Below are 18,223 nucleotides of genomic sequence, written 5' to 3' on the forward strand. Positions count from 1 at the left end.
GCTACAGGACGCTCTTCCGATCTGCCCCGGCCCGGCAGGCCGGGCCGGTCGGCCGGCCGCGGCCGGCGGGGCGCCGAGGACGCGGGTACCGGCGGGCGTCTCGTCCCGTCGCCCGCTCCGCAGCGGATCCTGGAGACGGAGAGCATCCGCGAACTGCTCGCGACCGGCACCCTGGTCGTCTGCTCGGGCGGCGGCGGCATCCCCGTCACCGCGGAACACGGCCTCCTGCACGGCGCCGAGGCGCTGGTCGACAAGGACCTCGCCGCAGCCCTGCTCGCCGAGGAGCTCAAGGCCGACTTCCTCCTCATCCTCACCGACGTCCCCAACGTCTACGCCCACTTCGGCACCCGCGACCAGCGGCCCGTCCTCGACGCCACCCCCGCCGAACTGCGCGAGGGGCACTACGCGGAGGGCTCGATGGGCCCCAAGGCGGAGGCGGCCGCCCGCTTCGTGGAGCGCACCGGAGGGCTGGCCGCCATCGGCTGCCTGGACGCCGCGTACGAGATCGTCCACGGCAGGTCGGGCACGCTCGTCCGCCCCGACCTGTAGGCACCCGGGTGCCCGAGGGCGGCCACCCGGCCGGTCCCCCGGCCGCGGGGGCCACCGGCGCGGCGCGGCCCGACCCCCGGTGCGACAATGGGCTCGTGGGGAACCGGCCCTGGGATGGGACGTGCATATGGGCGTCAAAGGCGCTCTCGGCAGTGCAGATCCGGCCGATCCGTTCGACATCGAGTCCGCGGCCGTGGTGATCACCGATGCCGACCGGCTGATCGTCTCCTGGAGCCCGGGAGCCGAGCGCCTGACCGGCTACCCGGCCCGTGAGGTGGTCGGGCACCCCGTGGCATCCGTCGTGGCGGGCGGGAACCTCGCCGCCGCCGTCTCCGGGCTGCGGCGCACGGACCGCGGCTGGACCGGTGTGCTCACCGCGCGGCACCGCGCCGGCCACACCGTCGACCTCTCGATCCGCGTGTGCCCCCTCTTCGGCGGCGACGGCCACCACGGCTGGCTCGTCGTCGCCTGCGACCTCCAGGACCGGCTGGAGTACGAGTTCTTCGACGCGGTCGCGCGCGGCCTGCTCGTGCGGTCACCTCTCGGGATCGCCGTACTCGACACCGACCTGCACTGGAAATGGGCGAACCGGGCGCTGACCGAGATGGAGGGCGACCGGCCGGCCGACGCCGACGCGCCCGCAAGCGCCGGCGACGCCGGTGAGCCGACGTTCCTCGGCAACCGTCACGCCAGGCGCGCGCTCGTCACCGGGCAGCCGCAGGTGACCCTGGACCACGCACCGCCCCGTCACGACATGGCACGCCGGACCAGGGAACGCAGCTTCAGGCTGCGGTCCTTCTTCCCCGTGCGGGACGCCCAGGGCGAGACGCTGGGCATCTGCCTCGTCGCCCTCCACGCCACCGGCCAGGACACGGCACGCGACCGGCTGACCCTGCTGAACGAGGCCAGCGAGCACATCGGGACCACCCTGGACCTCGACCGGACGGTGCAGGAGCTGGCGGAGGTCGTGGTGCCGCGCATCGCCGACTTCGTGGCGATCGACCTGCTGGACGAAGTCCGCCTGGGCGACGGACGGACGGGGGCGGAGCGGTCCGGCGCATCCGGGCGCGGCGACGCGACGCTGCACCGGGCCACCCACCTGTCGCTCCAGGAGGACCATCCCGAGGTGGTCGTGGAGGTCGGCGCCGTCACCCACTACCCGACCCGGTCCCCGCAGCGGCGCTGCCTGGCCACCGGCAAGCCCATCCGTGAGATCGTCCACGCCGCGACACCCTGGCTCGTCGACGACCCCCAGCGCTGGACGAAGCTCCTCCGGCTCGGCGTCCACACCCACCTGGTCGTCCCGTTGCGGGCCCGCGGCATCACCATGGGCGTGGTGACCCTGCTGCGCTGGAAGAACCCCGAACCGTTCGACGAGGACGATCTGCTCCTCGTCGAGGAACTGGTGGCGCGGGCCGCCGTGTGCGTCGACAACGCCCGGCGCTTCGCCAGGCAGCACCAGGCCGCACTCACCCTGCAGACCAGCCTGCTGCCGCCCGGCCTGCCCCGGCACAACGCGGTCGAGGTCGCCCACCGCTACCTGCCCGCCGATCCCGAGGCCGGAGTGGGCGGCGACTGGTTCGACGTCATCCCGCTCTCCGGCGCCAGGGTCGCGCTCGTCGTGGGAGACGTGGTCGGTCACGGGCTGCACGCCGCGGCCAGCATGGGGCGGCTGCGGGCCGCCGTCCAGACCCTGGCCGATCTCGACCTGCCCCCGGACGAACTGCTGACCCACGTCGACGACCTGGTGATGCGTCTGGCGGACGAGGCCGAAGCCGCCGCGCAGGGCCCGGTCGTCGTCGGCGCGACCTGTGTGTACGCCGTCTACGACCCGGTCGCCCGCACCATGGTGGTGGCCCGCGCCGGGCACCCCAGCCCGGCGATCGCCCACCTGAGGGAGCCGGTCGAGTTCCCCGACATCCCCGCCGGACCGCCCCTCGGACTGGGCGGCCTCCCGTTCGAGTCGGCCGAGATCGCGCTGGAGGAGGGCAGCGTCATCGCGCTCTACACCGACGGGCTGATCGAGGCCTCGGACCGGGACGTCGACGTGGGGATGGAGCGCCTGTGCTTCACCCTGGCCCACCCCGACCGGCCGCTCGAGGAACTGTGCGACATCATGGTCCGCACCCTGCTGCCGGAGCGCCCCCGCGACGACGTCGCCTTCCTCATCGCCCGGACCCATGCGCTCAGTCCCGACCGCGTCGTCTCCTGGGACGTCCCGGCGGACCCTTCCGCGGTGCACGTGGCCCGCAACAACGCCGTCCGCCAGCTCGCCCGTTGGGGTCTTGACGACATCGCGTTCACCACGGAACTGATCGTGAGCGAACTGGTGACCAACGCCATCAAGCACGCGTACGGGCCGATCAGGCTGCGGCTGATCCACGAACGTGCCCTGATCTGCGAGGTCTCCGACGCCAGCCACACCTCCCCGCACCTGCGCGGCGCGCGCACCACCGACGAGGGGGGCCGGGGCCTCTTCCTGGTCGCGCAGGTCGCCCAGCGCTGGGGCACCCGCCACACCTCCGAGGGCAAGACGATCTGGACGGAACAACAACTGCCCGACGGTACGTGACCCCGCCGGACGCCGCCCGGCGGAAGGGAGGGCCTGGGATGACAACCGAATCCCCCCGGACCGGCCGTGACGTCTCCGTCTCCGAGGCGCCCCGGCCGACCGGGCTGCTGGACATGCTGAGCGTCGCCGCGGTGGTCCTGGACACCACCGGACGCATCGTGTTCTGGACCCCGCAGGCGGAGGAGCTGTTCGGCTACTCCGCGGACGAGGCACTGGGCACCTCCGCCGCGCAGCTGCTGGTCCCCCCGGAGCACCTGAAGTCCGTCCTGAGCCTGTTCACCGACGTGCTGGAGACCGGCCGGAGCTGGGCGGGCGCCTTCCCCGTCCGGCACAAGGACGGCAGCAGCCGCCCGATGGAGTTCCGCACCATGCGGCTGCTCGACGACGTGGGGGAGGTGTTCGCCCTCGGCATCGCGGCCGACCACACCCTGCTGCAGCGCGTCGAGACCGATCTGGCGCTGTGCGACCGGCTGGTCAGACAGTCCCCGATCGGCCTCGCCCTGCTCGACCCCGAGCTGCGCTACGTCCTGGTCAATCCCGCGCTCGCGCGCATCGACGGCATACCCGCCGAGGACCACGTCGGGCGCCGGCTGCGCGAGACCCTGCCCTTCTCCGACGTGGGGACGATCGAGTCCGCGCTGCGCCAGGTCCTCACCACCGGCACCCCGCTGCTCGACCAGTACCACGTGGGCCGTCCCCCGACCGACCCAGACGAGGACCACGCCTGGTCCCTGTCCTTCTACCGCCTGGAGGACCCCGGCGGGCGGACCCTGGGCGCGGCCGCCTCCGTCGTCGACGTCACCGAGCGGCACCGCGCGGCGCTCGAGGCCGACCGGGCCCGCCGCCGTCTGGCGCTCATCGCCGACGCCTCCACCCGCGTCGGCACCACCCTGGAGGTCGAGGAGACCGCCCACGAACTGGCGGACATAGCCGTCCCCGACCTGGCCGACGTGGTCGCCGTGGACATCCTGGACGAGGCGCTGGCCTGCCGTCGCGCCAGCAGGCCCGCCGGCGGCCCGGAGCTCTTCCGCGCGCTCGCCCTCCGGGCGTCCCACCCCACCGTGGCGCTGCGCGCCGCCGACCCTCCCGGCGACCTCGCCGCGTACGACGGGGACCGCCTGGTCACCCTGTGCGTCCACACGGGCCGACCGGTCCTGGTGCGGCACGTGGGCCCTCAGGACCTGCCGCGGATCGCCCGCGATCCCGAGGCCGTCACGCTCCTGGCCCGGGCCGGCGTCCACTCCTATCTCGCCGTGCCACTGATCGCCCACGGTGAGGTGCTCGGCGCCCTAGACCTCAAACGCACCCGCAACCCGCTCCCGTTCGACGACGACGACGTCGTCCTGGCCGGTGAGCTCGCCGGCCGCGCCGCCGTCGCCATCGACAACGCCCGTTGGTTCCAGAGTGTGCGCAACACCGCCCTCACCCTCCAGCGCAGCCTGCTGCCCGACCACCCGCCGCACCACACCGGGCTGGAGCTCGCCTCCCGCTACCAGCCCGCCCAGGCGACCAGCGAGGTGGGCGGCGACTGGTACGACGTCATCCCGCTGGCCGACGACAAGACCGCGCTGGTCGTGGGCGACGTGATGGGCAACGGCATCGACGCGGCCGCCACGATGGGCCGGCTGCGCACGGCCACCTGCGCCTACGCCGACCTCGACCTGGCCCCGGAGGCGGTGCTCCAGCACCTGGACAAGATCACCTGCGATCTGGAGCACTACATCGTCACGTGCCTCTACGCCGTGTACGACCCCCGGACGCGGAACGTGCACCTCGCGAACGCCGGACACATGCCGCCCGCTCTGGCCCGGCCCGGACAGGCTCCCGGACTGCTCGACTTGCCGGCCGGCGCGCCCCTCGGCGTCGGCGGGATCCGCTTCGAGACCACCATGACGCACCTCGACCCCGGCGATCTGCTGGTCCTCTACACCGACGGTCTCGTCGAGACCCGCCACCACCCCATCGACGACCGCCTGGACATGCTGCTCAGCCTCCTCAAGGAGCCCCACCGCCCCCTGGAGGAAACCTGTGACCTCCTCCTGTACGGCCTGCGCCACCCCGACGACCACGACGACGTCGCCCTCCTCGTGGCCCGTACCCGCTAGCTCCTTCTCAGTAGTCGCGGTCGTAGTGGCCCCCGCCGGAGTCGTGCCCGGAATGGCCGTCGTGGTGTGATGACCCCGATGTCGAGCTTCCGTGGCCGCCGGAGTGCTTCCCGCTCGGTGCCGCCACCGTCGACGTCCGGCAGCCGGGCGAGCGCATCACTCGGCACCGTGACCTGGCCGGCCCGCACCCCCGGCCGGACGCCGGTAAGGGGCGGCCGAAGGCTGAGAGGTGTCTACGCCGGTGCCGTCCGCAGGGCGCGCAGCACGGACCAGACCACGGAGACGAGCGGGACGGCCACGACGGCTCCGATCACACCCCCGACGATGGTGCCCGAGATGACCGACACGGCGACGACGAGGGGGTGCAGACGGACCGCCCAGCTCAGCACCAGGGGGTGCAGCACGTGTCCCTCGAGCTGGCCGATGACGACGATGAGCGTGAGGACGGCGAGAGCCGTGAGCGGGCCGCGCCCGGCGAGGGCGACCACCGTGGCCACGCCGAGCGCGACGGGTGAGCCCACCAGCGGCACGAACGTGGCGAAGAACTCCAGCAGGGTCAGCGGAAGCGCGAGTGGCACCCGCAGGACGAGCAGGACCACGCCGACGAGCACGGCGTTGGTGGCGGCCACGATGATGATGCCGCGGGTGTACCCGGCGAAGGTCCGCCAGGCCGCGTGCCCCGCCCGGTCCCACCCCGGACGGGCGCTGCTGGGCAGCAACTGGTCGCGCGCCCACGCCCACAGGTTCTCGCCGGAGTGGATGAAGAAGAGGGAGGAGAACAGGGCGAGCACTCCACCGGTGACCAGTTCGACGACGCGGCCGAGACCGCTGACGGCGCTGCTGAGCAGTCTCGAACGGTGTGTGTTGAGGTAGTCCACCAGCTGGCCCTGCAGGCTGGAGAGGGTGCCGGGGCTGATCCGGAACGGCGGACGCGTGAGCCACAGCTCGATCCGGTGGACGCCGCCGCGGAACTCACCCGCGAGCTTCGTCGACTCGCCCGCCACCGCGCTGCCGACCAGGGCCAGCAGACCGAACAGGAACAGCAGACTGCCGACGAGGGCGAGGGCGACGCTCAGGGGCCGGGGGAGCACCCGGTCGAGCAGGTCGGCGAGGGGGCGCAGGAGCGAGGTGACGACGAGCGCGAGGAACAGGGCCACGGCGACGAGCTGGAAGCGCCCGAGGACGGTGAAGACACCGTAGACGACGATGCCGACCACGATGAGGCGCCAGGCGTACGCCGCTGCGACACGCAGGGACGGCGCCGTCCGCCCGGCCGCCCCGAGCGCCGTGGGGCCGGGGCGCGGACGCGGCGGGAGCCGCATGGAGTGCGCCGGCCGGCTGCCCAGCACCACGCGGCCCGCCCGGCGCCCGCGGCCCCGCCCGGTCGCTGAACCGCCCGTATCGGCCACGGCCTCCCGTGCCTCCCCTCGCTTCTGACCTTCCGTCACTTCTACAGCACCGTAAGGGCAAGCCGGGCGGAGGACGCGAAGCAACGCGCGAGGACGGCGCCCGCCACGCCCCGCGGCGGTGAGGCGGGCTTTCCACAGACTGCTTCCGGCCCCTGCGGCGAGCCGCGTGAACCGGCCGGACGCCGGGCGGCCCGCCGCCTGACGGCGGTGCTGCACAGCCGTCCGGCACGGGTGGCGGGTCATCCCGCCGTGGCCCTGGCGCTGAGCACCGGCACTCTGGCGCCGCTGTACTTCACCCCGCTGTACGACACCGCGATGGGCCGACCCGCCGGGCACTGGCTGATGGCCGGGCACTTCTTCGTGTCGGGCTGCCTGTTCGCCCACGCCGTCGCCGGCCCCGACCCCTCGCCCGCCCGCCCCGGGGTGCGGACCCGGCTGGTGTGCCTGGGCGTCGCCGTGGCCGCGCACGCCCTGATCGCGCAGGCGATGTACGGCGGGTTCCACGTCCACGTCCATGCGCCGGTCGACCAGGTCCGGCAGGGCGCCGAGATCATGTACTACGGTGGCGACATCGCCGAACTCCTGCTGGCCGCAGTGCTGGTGGCCACCTGGCGGCCCGAGCGCCGTACCGGCGTCCCGGCCCCGCCCGGCCGCCTCGCGGGTGAGTCTCCCGGAGGCAGACGGACACTCCGTTCGGACCGGGCGACGCCGGCCATGGATAACGCGACCGGTTCGGGGAACGCGGATGTCTCCGTCCGGATACGCCGGCCGGACCCAGCACGTCCGTCTTGGGAGAGCACATGCCGGTACGCCCACGGTCCGCGGGGCCGGAATCGCCCCTACGGGGCGCGGTGCTGGCCGGCCGCTACAGTCTGGACGCCCTGCTCGGGCGGGGCGGCGCCGCCGACGTCCACGAGGCATTCGATCTCCTGCTCAGACGGCGGGTCGCGGTCAAGGTGTTCCGTGCGGACACCGGGACACAGACGGAGGAACGTTTCGCCGAGGAGGCCCGGCTGCTGGCCCGGCTCCAGCATCCCGGACTCGTCACCGTCCACGACTACGGACGGGACAGGGGCCGCCCCTTCCTGGTCATGCAGCTCCTCAGGGGCGCGACGCTGCGCACCCGCATCGCCTCGGGCATCCTGGCCCGCGCGCATGTCTGCGCCCTCGGCGCGGCCCTGGCCGAGGCCCTCGCGCACGTGCACAGCGCCGGGGTGGTGCACCGCGACGTCAAACCGTCCAACATCCTCATGGACGAGGCCGGCGCTCCCCACCTGACCGACTTCGGCATCTCCCAGCTGGTCGACGCCACCGCGCACACCACCACCGGTGCGCTGGTGGGCACCGCGGCGTACCTGGCTCCCGAGCAGGTCACGGGCGGCGAGGTGGGGCCCGCCGCGGACGTCTACGCCCTCGGCCTGACCCTGCTGGAGTGTTTCAAGGGACGACTGGAGTACGACGGCGCCCCGCTGGAAGCGGCGATCGCCCGCCTGTACCGCGCCCCGGTGATTCCCGCCTCCCTCGGCGGCGAGCTGTCCCGCCTGTTGCGGGCCATGACCGCGCAGGAGGCCGGTGAACGCCCCGCTGCGGACGTGTGCGCCGAGGCGCTGACCGCGCTGAGCGGAGCCCGGGTCACCCTCTCGGGCGGGGCGTACGGCGCCGGCCGGGCGCACGCCCCGGTGTTCGCCGCCGATCCCGGACCGCCGACGAGGGTGACGGCCCCGCGCCGGGTCCCGGCCGCCCGGCGGCGGCGCGGCGGGCGGCACCTGGCCACGGCCGGGGCCGCGCTGACCACGCTGCTCGGCGTCGCCCTGACGGGGTCGGTCGGGGGCCTGCCAGGGTCCGGCGTCAGCACCGCCTCGGGCGCCGACGGCCATGGACCGACGGCCCGGGCGGCCGAGCCCTCCGGCACGCCCGCGACACCGGCGCACGGGACGGCACGCCCCGCCCCGACGACACCCGCCGTACGGTCCGCGACGGAACCCGGCATCCCCTCGTACCCGTCCGCCGCGCACCGGTCGGCGGCCGGGACCCACGGGGGAAGGACGGCGCGGGCAGCCGGGCCGCAGTCCCGGCCCAAGGAGCACAAGGCGCCGCCGGGCGGCAAGAAGCCCGAGCAGCCCAAGCAGCCCAAGGAGCCCGCGAAGCCCGGGAAGTCGGGCGCCGCCGAGCACGGAAGGAAGCACTGAGCGAGTGACGGCGGAGCACCGGCGGAGCACCGGGCAGGAGGGTGCTTTCGGCGGAGCGGATCAGGGAACCCGGACGGCTGTCCCGACCGCCCGAGAGACAGGACGAGCCCGATGGGCCGCCCGGCACAGCCCGTGGAGATCGCACCGGCGTACGTCTATCTCGCCTCCCAGCAGGCCGGCTTCATCACCGCGGAGGTCCTCAACGCCACGGGCGGCACACCGCTGCCGTGAGTCGTACCGGGCAGAGGGCCCTGACATCACGTCAGGGTCCTCTCAGGGTCCGGCCGGGGGTGTCACCGATGGTGGCCGCACAGCGGTGAACGGCAGGATGATCGTCATGCCGAACTCCACTGCCGACCTCCGCCCCGCCCGCTCGACGACCCGCCGCACCGCCGCCTGCGCCGCCGGCGCCGCCGCGCTCCTGGGCGTCGCGGCCCTCTGCACACCGGGTACCGCCCACGCCGCGCAGACCGCCACTGCCCGTCCGGCCGCCGGCTTCGATGACTGCCCGCCCCTTCCCTCCGGCGTGGATCCCAGCCGCTGGCGGTGCGAAGTGCACCACGCCGCACCGGAGCTGACGATGGGCGGGTTCACCGTGGCCCTCGCCCCGATCACCATGACGCACGCGGAGGGCCCGCTGCCGGACGGCACCCCCGGGCAGGTGTGGGGGGCGATGCGCACCACGCCGACCGCCATGCCCGGAGGCTGGGCGATACAACCGGAATACGGCGGCCGATCCGACTTCTACACCGGGCAGTTCAGTCTGCGCTTCCACCTCCTGAGTCCTCTCCTGCGGCACAGCTGCACCATCGGGGCGGACGCGCCCGTCGACTTCCACATGAAGCGGTCGGGCCCCTCCGAGTGGCTCTCCCAGGACCCGCCGCTGATCAAGTTCTCCGCCTACGACGACACCTTCTCCGCCCCTGCCGCCGCACACTGCGGACCCCTGACCGCATCCGTCAACCGAAGGCTCGGCCTGCCGGCGACGAGCGGAAACCTCATGACCTACGACGCCACCTACACGTTCAAGACCTACGACCGGCTGCCGGAGCGCTGACCGCGCCCGGTGGCGGTCACCGCCCAGGCACAGGCGCGGCGCCCTCGCGCCGCTTGTCCTCGGTGAGGAAGTCGAGGGTGCCGAGCCGCTCGTCCTCACCCCAACGTCCCCAGTCGGAGTACGGCTTGGCGGCCTCGGCGATGGCGCCCTCGGGATCGGTGCGGTCCAGGGTCACGACGTCCCCTCCGTCGCGTCCGCCTTCTCCGCCACGCAGCGGGTGCGCTGGGCACCGAGCCCGGTGATGGTCCCCTCCATGACGTGGCCGTCACGCAGCAGCCGCCCCCAGTGGATGCCGTTGCCCGCCGGGGAGCCGCCGCGCGGCATGCTGCGGAAGCCTGACGCGGGCTGTGCGGGGACAGCGGCGTTCACGTGCGACGACTATGCGGCTTCCGGGGCCCTCCGCCCACCCTCCGGGTCATCCGCATCCCGTATCCGGCGCATCCACGGGGTGGATGCGCCGGAGGAGCGGGCCCGGAGCAGCGGGTTACGGCGTCACCGGAGTCCCGCCGAAGGTCACGACGAGGTGGCCGTCGGAGGCGTAGGACCAGCCCAGGGCGCCGCTGTAGGCGGAGCACCGGGAGCCGTTGGAGCCGGTCCAGAACTGGTCGGAGCTGTCCACGTTGCCGACGGTCTTGTCGTTCGAGCCCTTCACGGCGAACCGGCACGAGGTGTCGTTGCGGAACACCGAGGTCCCGGCGTCGAACGAGAAGTTGCGCTGGGCGTTGTCGATGCCGACGTTGTTCGAGATGGTCATCGAGCCGGGGTTGCTGTTGTAGGTGAACCCGTGATGCCCGTTGTGGTAGGCGATGCTGTGCTGGACGACGTGGTTGACCGCGATGTCGTCGCCGCCGAGCTTGTAGCCGTTGCGGTCGCCGTTGGCGTTCACGGTGCCGTCGGAGAGGGTGCCGTTGTTGTAGGAGAGCGAGTACTCGATGGTCACCGGGCCGATGGCACCCGTGTCGGTCTTGGTGTAAAGGTCCCAGCCGTCGTCGATGTTGTTGTGGGAGACGTCGTAGCGGAAGACGTTCCCGGTGCCGGTGGTGAGCTTGGCCGCGAAGCCGTCGGCGTCCTCGCCGTCGGAGTCGGCGTTGTCGTGCGACTCGGCGCTCACGATCAGGTTGTTGGACGGCCACTGGCTGCTCGGCGTGCTGGAGGAGATCCGGCCGAGCTGCAGTCCCGTGTCGCGGTTGTACGCCGTCACGGTGCGCTCGATGACGTTGTTGCTGCCGCCGACGTAGATCCCGTTGTCACCGGCGTGCTCCACGGTGACGCCGTAGACGTGCCAGTACGAGGCGTTCAGCTGGAGCCCGCGGTTGGACGAACTCTCGCTCTGGGCCGAGAAGTCCAGCACCGGGGTCTCGCCCGGGTAGGCGGACAGGGTGGTGCGGGCACTGGAGGTGCCGTCGGCGCCGACCGGGACGGTGACCGTCGACGCGAGGTTGTACGTCCCGCCGCGCAGGTAGATCGTCCCGCCGGAGGCGACCCGGCTGATCGCCGAGGTGAGCGTGGTCGGCGCCGACTGCGTTCCGGCCGCGCCGTCGGTGCCGTTCGGCGCCACGTAGAGCGCGCCGCTCGCCAGTGGGGTCGTGCTGCTGCTGGTCTGCACCTCGAGCGCCTGCACGGTGGTGCCGGACAGTGCGACGAGGGTGCCGGCCAGCAGGCCGACGGACGCGATGACTGGTTTGAGGTGCATCGTTCGTCTCCAGGCTGTGTGGCAACGTGGGTCGGTTCGAGTACGTGAACGCTGGCTGCGCCCAAGGCGTGGACAACAGCACAGAAAGCGCTTTCTCAGAAGCTAGACTTACGCCATGTGCGCGTCAATAGACGTGCACATGATTGACGTTCATCATCATGAACAGCGCCCATGGCGGTCGACCTGCCCTTCCGCCGACCCGCTCACCCGTCTTCCGAGCATCAGGGTGAGCCGCCCCGCGTCCTCGGTGGCCGCCGGCCGACCGCCCGTTAGGCTCGCGGCGTGATCCACCGCGAACGCGTCTACCGGGCACTGACGTTCTGGCTGCGCCCGGCGTTCGCCCTGCGTGTGCTCTACCGGTTCCAGCGGATCGCGGGATTCGACCGTTCGATGTCCCTGGCCTCCAGTGCCCTGACCGCCCTGATCCCGCTCGCGATCCTGGTCGGCGCCGTGCTCGGTGGCACGGTGGGAACCGACCTCGCTGACGAGATCGTCGACCGGCTGGGTCTCACCGGTGACGGTGCCGCAGCGGTCAAGGACCTCTTCTCCTCCCCAGGTGGCGATTCCGAGAGCATCGGTGCCGTCGGGGCCGTGTTCCTGGTGATCTCCTCCCTCAGCTTCGCGCGCGCGGCACAGCGGCTGTTCGAGCAGACCTGGGACCTCAAGGCGCTCGGCGTGCGCAACACGCGGAACGGTCTCGAGTGGCTGCTGTCCGTCATCGTCTACACGACGGTCCTCGGCTGGATCTACGCGATCCTGCCCTCGGGGTGGCTGGGGCTGCCGGAGGCGGTGTGCGGGGTTCCGGTGACCACGGTCTTCCTCGTCTGGAGCGGCCGGCTCCTGTCCGCCAAGCGGATCGGCAGGAGGGACCTGCTGCCCTTCGCGGTCGTGGCGGCCGTGCTGACCGGTGCCTACTCGATGTGGGCGTCCGTCTCCCTGCCCCGGCTGTTCAACACGTACGCCGCACGCTACGGGACCGTGGGCGCCGTCTTCGCGATGATCTCGGCCCTCTTCGCGGTCATGCTCGGGGTCGTGCTGTCCGCGGCGGTGGGACGGGAAGTGCGCGACGAGTTCGTTCGCATCCAGCGGGGCGAGAGGCCGTCGGAGCACGAGGTGCGCCGTGAGTGGGGCAACGTGGTCGAGCTGGCGCGGTCGAGCTGGCGCAGCACGCGCAAGCAGCTCCCGCACCCCCGCGCCAGACGTCAGTGACTCTGTGTCCCGTCGGCAGCCGTTGCTCCCGCGTGTGCCGGCCGTGTCCGTGCCTCCCGTCCCGAACCGCGCGCGGTCGACGAGCGGCGCGAAGGTGTCCACGGCCCACGCCGCGATGTGCCGGGCGGTGGCCGCGGTGCCGGGTCAGGTGCCGTGCGGTCTCGGGCGCCGCCTGGACTCATGGTGGTCGTACCAGGCGACTGCCGAGATCCCACGTGCAGAACCCGACCCTCCGGGCAGGTCAGGCGCCGGCCGGTGCGGGCTGGTCGTCGCTGTCGGTGGCCTTCGTCTCCGGCGCCGTTTCGGTGGGGGTGTAGTAGACGGACGTGCCCTGCTTGGTGCGCTGGGCCTGGTTCCTGGCGACGAGGTTCTCGAGGGTGGAGCGTACGACCGTCACCTTGACGTCCCGTCCGGGATGGGCTTCACCGAGGGCGGTTGCGACCTCCGCCGCGGAACGGGGTTCCTTCTGCTCGGCGAGCTGGGCGCGGACGAGCTCGATCAGCTTGGGCTGTGACGACTGGGCGTCCGGGGCAGTGGCCGACGGCTTCTTGGCGGCCGCCGGGGCGGCAGCCGACTTCTTGGTGTTCTTGGCGGCGGGGGACGTGGCCGGCGACTTCTTGGCGGCCGGGGAGGCCGTGGCCGGCTTCTTGGTGACCGGCTTCGCCGCGGTCTTGCGCCGCCCCCGGCCGGTGGTGGCGTCCTTGCCGCGTGTCCCCTTGGCCGGGTCCTTGGCGGCCGGCTCCGCGGCGGCCGGCTCCGCCGTACGCGCCTCGGCCTGGGCCGCCGTGTCGGATCCGGCGGCCCTTTGCGGGGGCACCGCGGTCGTGCCGAGGGCCTGCCGCATGTTCACGAGCACCGTGTGGTCGTGCTGCAGTACGACCAACTGCTCCTGCAGCGCGGTGATTTCCGCGCTGACGCGCTCCTGCTCCTTGACGTTCTGCTCGAGGTCGGTGGCTACTTTGGTGAGATACTGCGACGTCAGTTCGGTGGCCGGAGCCGTGTTCTCGGGCATGTTGCGGCACTCTCCTCGGGTCGTGACCGGTGAGCGCGTCTCTTCGGGCGACACACCAAGTCTCTTCGGGCGACAGATGATACGGGCGAGTACACCCGTTTGGCTGTGAGTCGTGCCCGGTAATCACCGAACGGGTCAGCGCGCTGCATATCCGGAGCGGGCTCGGGTAGCCGCCGCTCATCCGCACTACGAACACACGTCGGACACACCGACGGGGGAAGAGGCATGATGACGGTCGCCACGGTCAGGAACGCCGGCCGGCAGGCAGCGGCAGGACTGCCGGAGATCGCCGAGCCGACCGCCGTGCGGCCGAAGGACGCACGTGTGCTCTCCCGGCTCTTCTTCGACCGGCTGGCGGTCCTCGAGGAGGGCACCCCCGAGTACCAGTACGCGCGCAACACACTGATCGAGATGAACATGTCCCTCGTCCGCTTCGCGGCCGGCCGCTTCCGCAGCCGTGGCCCGGAGGAGATGGAGGACATCGTCCAGGTCGGGATGATCGGGCTGATCAAGGCGATCGACCGGTTCGAGTTGTCGCGGGAGGTGGAGTTCACCTCGTTCGCGGTGCCGTACATCGTGGGGGAGATCAAGCGGTTCTTCCGGGACACCTCCTGGGCGGTGCACGTGCCCCGCCGGTTGCAGGAGGCCCGCGTCCAGCTGGCGCGCGCCACCGAGGAACTGCGCAGCCGCATGGGCCGGACGCCCACCGCCAAGGAGCTGGCGGAGCTGATGAGCCTGAGCGAGGAAGAGGTCGTCGAGGCCCGGCTGGCCTCCAACGGTTACAGCGCCTCCTCGCTCGACGCCACGATCAACAGCAGCGAGGACGGCGAGAGCGTACTGGCCGACTTCATCGGTTCCGAGGACGCGGCGCTCGGGCTCGTGGAGGACTTCCACGCCCTGGCCCCGCTGATCGCCTCCCTCGACGAACGTGATCGGCGGATCCTGCACTGGCGCTTCGTCGAGGAGCTGACCCAGGCTCAGATCGGTGAGCGCCTCGGCTGCTCCCAGATGCACGTCTCCCGTCTGCTCTCGCGCACCCTGGCCAGGCTGCGCGAGGGGCTGCTCGTGACCGGCTGACCCAGCCGGTCCGAACGGGCCACGGGCCGGTCTGCGGGGGCACACCCCGGAGACCGGCCCTTTCGTCGATGCGCCACGCCGTGTGTCCGGGAGGGAAAGAAGTACGGTCGGCGACATTGACGCGGTGTCCGAGTGGGCGCACATTACCTATCAGTAGGTCCGTGCGGTCCGCCCCCGCGACCCTCGGCATTTCCCTGCTCGAGCCGCCGAACTGCCGCCATCGGCAAGCCTGCGGGCACCGCCACGCCCGCAGTCGCCGCGTCCACCCTCCCGAGACCGGTTTCCCGAGAAGAGAGCACACGCCGATGCCTGTCCTCCGCCATGTCATGGCCTCGTCAATAGCGGCGCTGGGCGCCGTCACCCTGAGCCTCACGGCCCCCGCCGCGCACGCCACCGCACCCCTGCGGTACGCCGCCCTGGGCGACAGCTACAGCGCCGCCTCCGGAGTGCTGCCCGTCGACGTCACCGACCCGCTGTGCCTGCGCTCCACCGCGAACTACCCCCATCTCGTCGCCGCCGGGACCGGCGCCGTCCTGACGGACGTCAGCTGCGGTGCCGCGCAGACCAAGGACTTCACCGAGTCCCAGTACCCCGGAGTACCGCCGCAGACCGACGCCCTCGGCCCGGACACCGGCCTGGTGACACTCACGATCGGCGGCAACGACAACGGCACCTTCATCAACGCCGTGCTGGCCTGCGGCACGGCCGGCGTCCTCAGCGGCGGCCGGGGCAGCCCCTGCAAGGACCACAACGGCAGCTCGTTCGACGACCAGATCGACGCCAAGACCTACCCCGCGCTGAAGGCGGCCCTGCGCAGCGTCCGCGCCGCGGCGCCCGACGCCGACGTGGCGGTGCTCGGTTACCCGTGGATCGTGCCCGCCACCGCCGACCCGTCCTGCTACGCGAAGCTGCCGGTCGCCGCGGGCGACGTGCCCTACCTGCGCGGCATACAGGCGCACCTCAACGCCGTGGTCGAGCGTGCCGCCGAGGAGAGCGGGGCCACCTTCGTGGACTTCTCCCAGGTGTCCGAGGGGCACGATGCCTGCGCTCCCGCCGGGACCCGCTGGATCGAACCGCTCCTCTTCGGCACGAACATCGTCCCCGTCCACCCCAACGCCCTCGGTGAGTCGCACATGGCCCGGCAGACCCTGAGCGCCCTGGGACTGGGCTGACCGCGGCGTACGGCTGCCGCGTCGCGTGGCGTCATCCCTCACCCGGTGGAGGAGCTCCGGCCGGTGCCCGCGGAAGTGGTGAAGAAACCAGGTGAATCGGCTGTGTGTTCCCCCGATTGCCGGGCACGAGGAGCCACGGAGGTTGATAACTATGGTTCCCCTGCTTCTCGTTCTGTTACTGGCCCTGATCCTCTTCGGCGCGGGATTCGCGCTCAAGGCGCTGTGGTGGATCGCCGTGATCGTGCTGGTCGTCTGGCTGCTGGGCTTCGTGGTCCGCACCGCGGACTCCGGCGGCCGCAAGGGCCGCTGGTACCGCTGGTGACCCTCCGGGCTCAGCGCACGGGAAAACCGAAGGAATAGCCCTGCTGCTTCAGCCAGGGCAGGATCTCGCGCAGGGCGGCGACCGTCTGGGAACGGTCGCCGCCCGCGTCGTGGAACAGAAGGGTCGGGCCGTTGGAGATCTCGTTCTTCACGGTGGCGGTGATCGCGGCCGCCCCGGGACGTTCGAAGTCCTTGGAGTCGACGTTCCAGCCCAGCGGCCGCATGCCCCGCGAGGCGGCGAGCTTGCGGCTGTAGGGGGTGAAGGCGCCGCCCGGAGCCCGGTAGTACAGCGGCCGGACACCACCGGAGGCCTTGGTGATCATCCCCGCGGCGTCCAGGATCTGCTGTGACTGGTACGCCTCGGACTTGCGGTCCATGGTGGTGTCGTGGGACACCGTGTGGTCGCACAGCCGGTGCCCGGCCGCCACCACCGCCTTGACCAGGTCGGGGTGAGCCTGGGCCTGCGTGCCCACCATGCAGAACGTGGCCTTCACACCGTTGTCCTTCAGCACCCGCAGCACCTGGGGCGTCCACGCCGGGTCGGGTCCGTCGTCGATGGTGATGTTCACCCCCCGGGCGCCGCGGTCGGAGGCGTGGGCGATGTCCACCGCCACCGGCTTTTCCGCCGGGCCGTGGTGCGAGGCACCCTTGCGCGCGGCCTGCGTCCCGACCGAACCGGCCTGCGCGGTCCACGCGGAGGTCACGGCGGCCAGCGCCGTCACGCCGACCGCCGCCGCGAACACCCTGCCGTGCCATCCCCGTCCGCCACCACGTCGTCCCATGCCCGTCCCGCCCTCACCTGTCCGCCGACCTCGTGCATTCGTCAGGACGGAGGACGGCCGCCGAAGGATCCGCCTGTTACGAACCACGGACAATTCCGGGACGAACAGTCACGGGAGTTCCCGGAGGCGCCCGGGAACTCCCGGCATGAGTGCGGTAGTTGATGTGGGAAACTGTCGTGACCCGGTCGCGGGCAACGGGGCCGTGGTGCGCGGTCCCCCGAGAGGAGCGCAGCGTGACGCAGGACGGCTTCCCCACGCAGGAGATCGACACGAGCAGGCCGCACCCTGCGCGGATCTACGACTACCTGCTGGGGGGCAAGGACAACTACGACGTGGACCGTGAGGCCGGCGACACGCTCGCCGCCCTGGCGCCCGAGGTGCGCATCGGTGTGCAGGCCAACCGCGCCTTCCTGCGCCGCGCCGTCCGGTACGTGGTGGCCGGCGGCGTCCGTCAGATCCTCGACATCGGCACCGGGCTGCCCACCTCGCCGAACGTGCACGAGATCGCCCAGGAGGCGGTGCCGGACGTGCGCGTGGCGTACGTCGACAACGACCCCATCGTGAGCGCACACGGCAACGCGCTGCTCAGCCGCTCCGGCACGACCAGCATCGTGCTCGGCGACCTGCGTGACCCGCAGGCCGTCCTGGACCACCCCGAGGTCCGCCAGGTCATCGACTTCGACGAGCCCGTCGCCCTGCTCCTCGTCGCCGTCCTGCACTTCGTCACCGATGCCGAGGATCCCGGGCGGATCGTGGCCACCCTGCGCGACGCGCTGCCGGCCGGCAGCTTCCTGGTGCTGTCGCACGCCACGGGCGACTTCGCCGACCGCAGCGATGCCCAGGCCGTCTACAAGAACGCCACCGCCACCATGAACCTGCGGTCCCGCGCCGAGGTCGAGCGCTTCTTCGACGGCTTCGAACTGGTCGAGCCCGGCGTGACCCAGGTCCCGTTCTGGCGCCCGGACACCCCGCCACCGGCCCGGTCCGCCGAGATCGGCTTCTACGGGGGCGTGGCGCGCAAGGCCGGCTGAACACCGGGCGCACCGGCGGCGCGCTCCGAAGAACCGGTCTCCTCG

General features: G+C 72.2%; 14 protein-coding genes and 4 pseudogenes. 12 read left to right on the top strand and 6 right to left on the bottom strand.

Annotated features, from left to right (window positions below; translation table 11 throughout):
* From ABZX30_RS10390 to ABZX30_RS10400, 3 genes and pseudogenes are all read left to right on the top strand, one after another.
* A pseudogene (locus ABZX30_RS10390) lies at positions 1 to 549 on the top strand (carbamate kinase); the annotation flags it as partial.
* 127 nt (positions 550 to 676) lie between these two features.
* Positions 677 to 3,121 carry a SpoIIE family protein phosphatase gene (locus tag ABZX30_RS10395; protein WP_355931325.1) on the top strand — a complete coding sequence of 815 codons (2,445 nt, stop codon included), beginning with the start codon at positions 677 to 679 and terminating at the stop codon, positions 3,119 to 3,121.
* Positions 3,122 to 3,159: 38 nt separating this feature from the next.
* The gene (locus ABZX30_RS10400) at positions 3,160 to 5,226 is read left to right on the top strand and encodes a SpoIIE family protein phosphatase (RefSeq protein WP_355931328.1); all 2,067 of its coding nucleotides are present in this window, start codon (positions 3,160 to 3,162) and stop codon (positions 5,224 to 5,226) included.
* 233 nt (positions 5,227 to 5,459) lie between these two features.
* Here the strand turns inward: ABZX30_RS10400 and ABZX30_RS10405 are convergent, their stop codons facing one another.
* Positions 5,460 to 6,578 carry an AI-2E family transporter gene (locus ABZX30_RS10405; protein ID WP_355931330.1) on the bottom strand — a complete coding sequence of 373 codons (1,119 nt, stop codon included), beginning with the start codon at positions 6,576 to 6,578 and terminating at the stop codon, positions 5,460 to 5,462.
* A gap of 246 nt (positions 6,579 to 6,824) precedes the next feature.
* Here ABZX30_RS10405 and ABZX30_RS10410 point away from each other — a divergent pair.
* The 4 genes and pseudogenes from ABZX30_RS10410 to ABZX30_RS10425 all read left to right on the top strand — a co-directional run.
* Positions 6,825 to 7,265 (top strand): annotated as a pseudogene (locus ABZX30_RS10410) (cytochrome c oxidase assembly protein); the annotation flags it as partial.
* A gap of 170 nt (positions 7,266 to 7,435) precedes the next feature.
* Complete coding sequence (locus ABZX30_RS10415; RefSeq protein WP_355931333.1) at positions 7,436 to 8,824, top strand: protein kinase; 1,389 nt, start codon at positions 7,436 to 7,438, stop codon at positions 8,822 to 8,824.
* Positions 8,825 to 8,923: 99 nt separating this feature from the next.
* Positions 8,924 to 9,055: pseudogene (locus ABZX30_RS10420) on the top strand (SDR family oxidoreductase); the annotation flags it as partial.
* 106 nt (positions 9,056 to 9,161) lie between these two features.
* A complete protein-coding gene (locus ABZX30_RS10425) occupies positions 9,162 to 9,881 on the top strand; it encodes a hypothetical protein (RefSeq protein WP_355931336.1) in 720 nt (239 codons plus the stop codon).
* 28 nt (positions 9,882 to 9,909) lie between these two features.
* Here the strand turns inward: ABZX30_RS10425 and ABZX30_RS10430 are convergent.
* From ABZX30_RS10430 to ABZX30_RS10440, 3 genes and pseudogenes are all read right to left on the bottom strand, one after another.
* A pseudogene (locus tag ABZX30_RS10430) lies at positions 9,910 to 10,056 on the bottom strand (cyclase family protein); the annotation flags it as partial.
* On the bottom strand, positions 10,053 to 10,250 hold the full coding sequence (locus ABZX30_RS10435; RefSeq protein ID WP_355931593.1) for a hypothetical protein: 198 nt from the start codon (positions 10,248 to 10,250) through the stop codon (positions 10,053 to 10,055). The gene ABZX30_RS10435 and the pseudogene ABZX30_RS10430, both read right to left, overlap by 4 nt.
* A 115-nt stretch (positions 10,251 to 10,365) precedes the next feature.
* Positions 10,366 to 11,658: a right-handed parallel beta-helix repeat-containing protein gene (locus tag ABZX30_RS10440; protein WP_355931582.1), complete on the bottom strand. Its 1,293-nt coding sequence runs from the start codon at positions 11,656 to 11,658 to the stop codon at positions 10,366 to 10,368.
* A 198-nt stretch (positions 11,659 to 11,856) separates the two neighbouring features.
* On the opposite strand from ABZX30_RS10440, the gene ABZX30_RS10445 reads away from it, so the two are divergent.
* A complete protein-coding gene (locus ABZX30_RS10445) occupies positions 11,857 to 12,783 on the top strand; it encodes a hypothetical protein (protein ID WP_355931338.1) in 927 nt (308 codons plus the stop codon).
* Between the two features lie 241 nt (positions 12,784 to 13,024).
* Here ABZX30_RS10445 and ABZX30_RS10450 read toward each other — a convergent pair whose 3' ends face one another.
* Positions 13,025 to 13,795: a hypothetical protein gene (locus ABZX30_RS10450; protein ID WP_355931341.1), complete on the bottom strand. Its 771-nt coding sequence runs from the start codon at positions 13,793 to 13,795 to the stop codon at positions 13,025 to 13,027.
* Between the two features lie 228 nt (positions 13,796 to 14,023).
* Between ABZX30_RS10450 and ABZX30_RS10455 the strand changes: the two genes are divergently transcribed.
* The 3 genes from ABZX30_RS10455 (at position 14,024) to ABZX30_RS10465 (ending at position 16,366) form a co-directional block, all read left to right on the top strand.
* Positions 14,024 to 14,872, top strand: coding sequence for an RNA polymerase sigma factor SigF (locus tag ABZX30_RS10455; protein ID WP_355931344.1), 849 nt, complete (start codon positions 14,024 to 14,026; stop codon positions 14,870 to 14,872).
* A 326-nt stretch (positions 14,873 to 15,198) separates the two neighbouring features.
* Positions 15,199 to 16,044, top strand: a complete 846-nt coding sequence (locus tag ABZX30_RS10460) for an SGNH/GDSL hydrolase family protein (RefSeq protein WP_355931346.1) — start codon at positions 15,199 to 15,201, stop codon at positions 16,042 to 16,044.
* Positions 16,045 to 16,195: 151 nt separating this feature from the next.
* The gene (locus ABZX30_RS10465; protein ID WP_011113206.1) at positions 16,196 to 16,366 is read left to right on the top strand and encodes a hypothetical protein; all 171 of its coding nucleotides are present in this window, start codon (positions 16,196 to 16,198) and stop codon (positions 16,364 to 16,366) included.
* A 10-nt stretch (positions 16,367 to 16,376) separates the two neighbouring features.
* Here the strand turns inward: ABZX30_RS10465 and ABZX30_RS10470 are convergent, their stop codons facing one another.
* Positions 16,377 to 17,147, bottom strand: a complete 771-nt coding sequence (locus ABZX30_RS10470; protein ID WP_355931349.1) for a polysaccharide deacetylase family protein — start codon at positions 17,145 to 17,147, stop codon at positions 16,377 to 16,379.
* A 233-nt stretch (positions 17,148 to 17,380) separates the two neighbouring features.
* On the opposite strand from ABZX30_RS10470, the gene ABZX30_RS10475 reads away from it, so the two are divergent.
* Positions 17,381 to 18,178, top strand: a complete 798-nt coding sequence (locus ABZX30_RS10475) for an SAM-dependent methyltransferase (protein ID WP_355931352.1) — start codon at positions 17,381 to 17,383, stop codon at positions 18,176 to 18,178.
* Positions 18,179 to 18,223: the final 45 nt, after the last annotated feature.

It is taken from the genome of Streptomyces sp. NPDC004542 (genome assembly GCF_040610035.1).
In the GTDB taxonomy this organism is placed as follows: domain Bacteria; phylum Actinomycetota; class Actinomycetes; order Streptomycetales; family Streptomycetaceae; genus Streptomyces.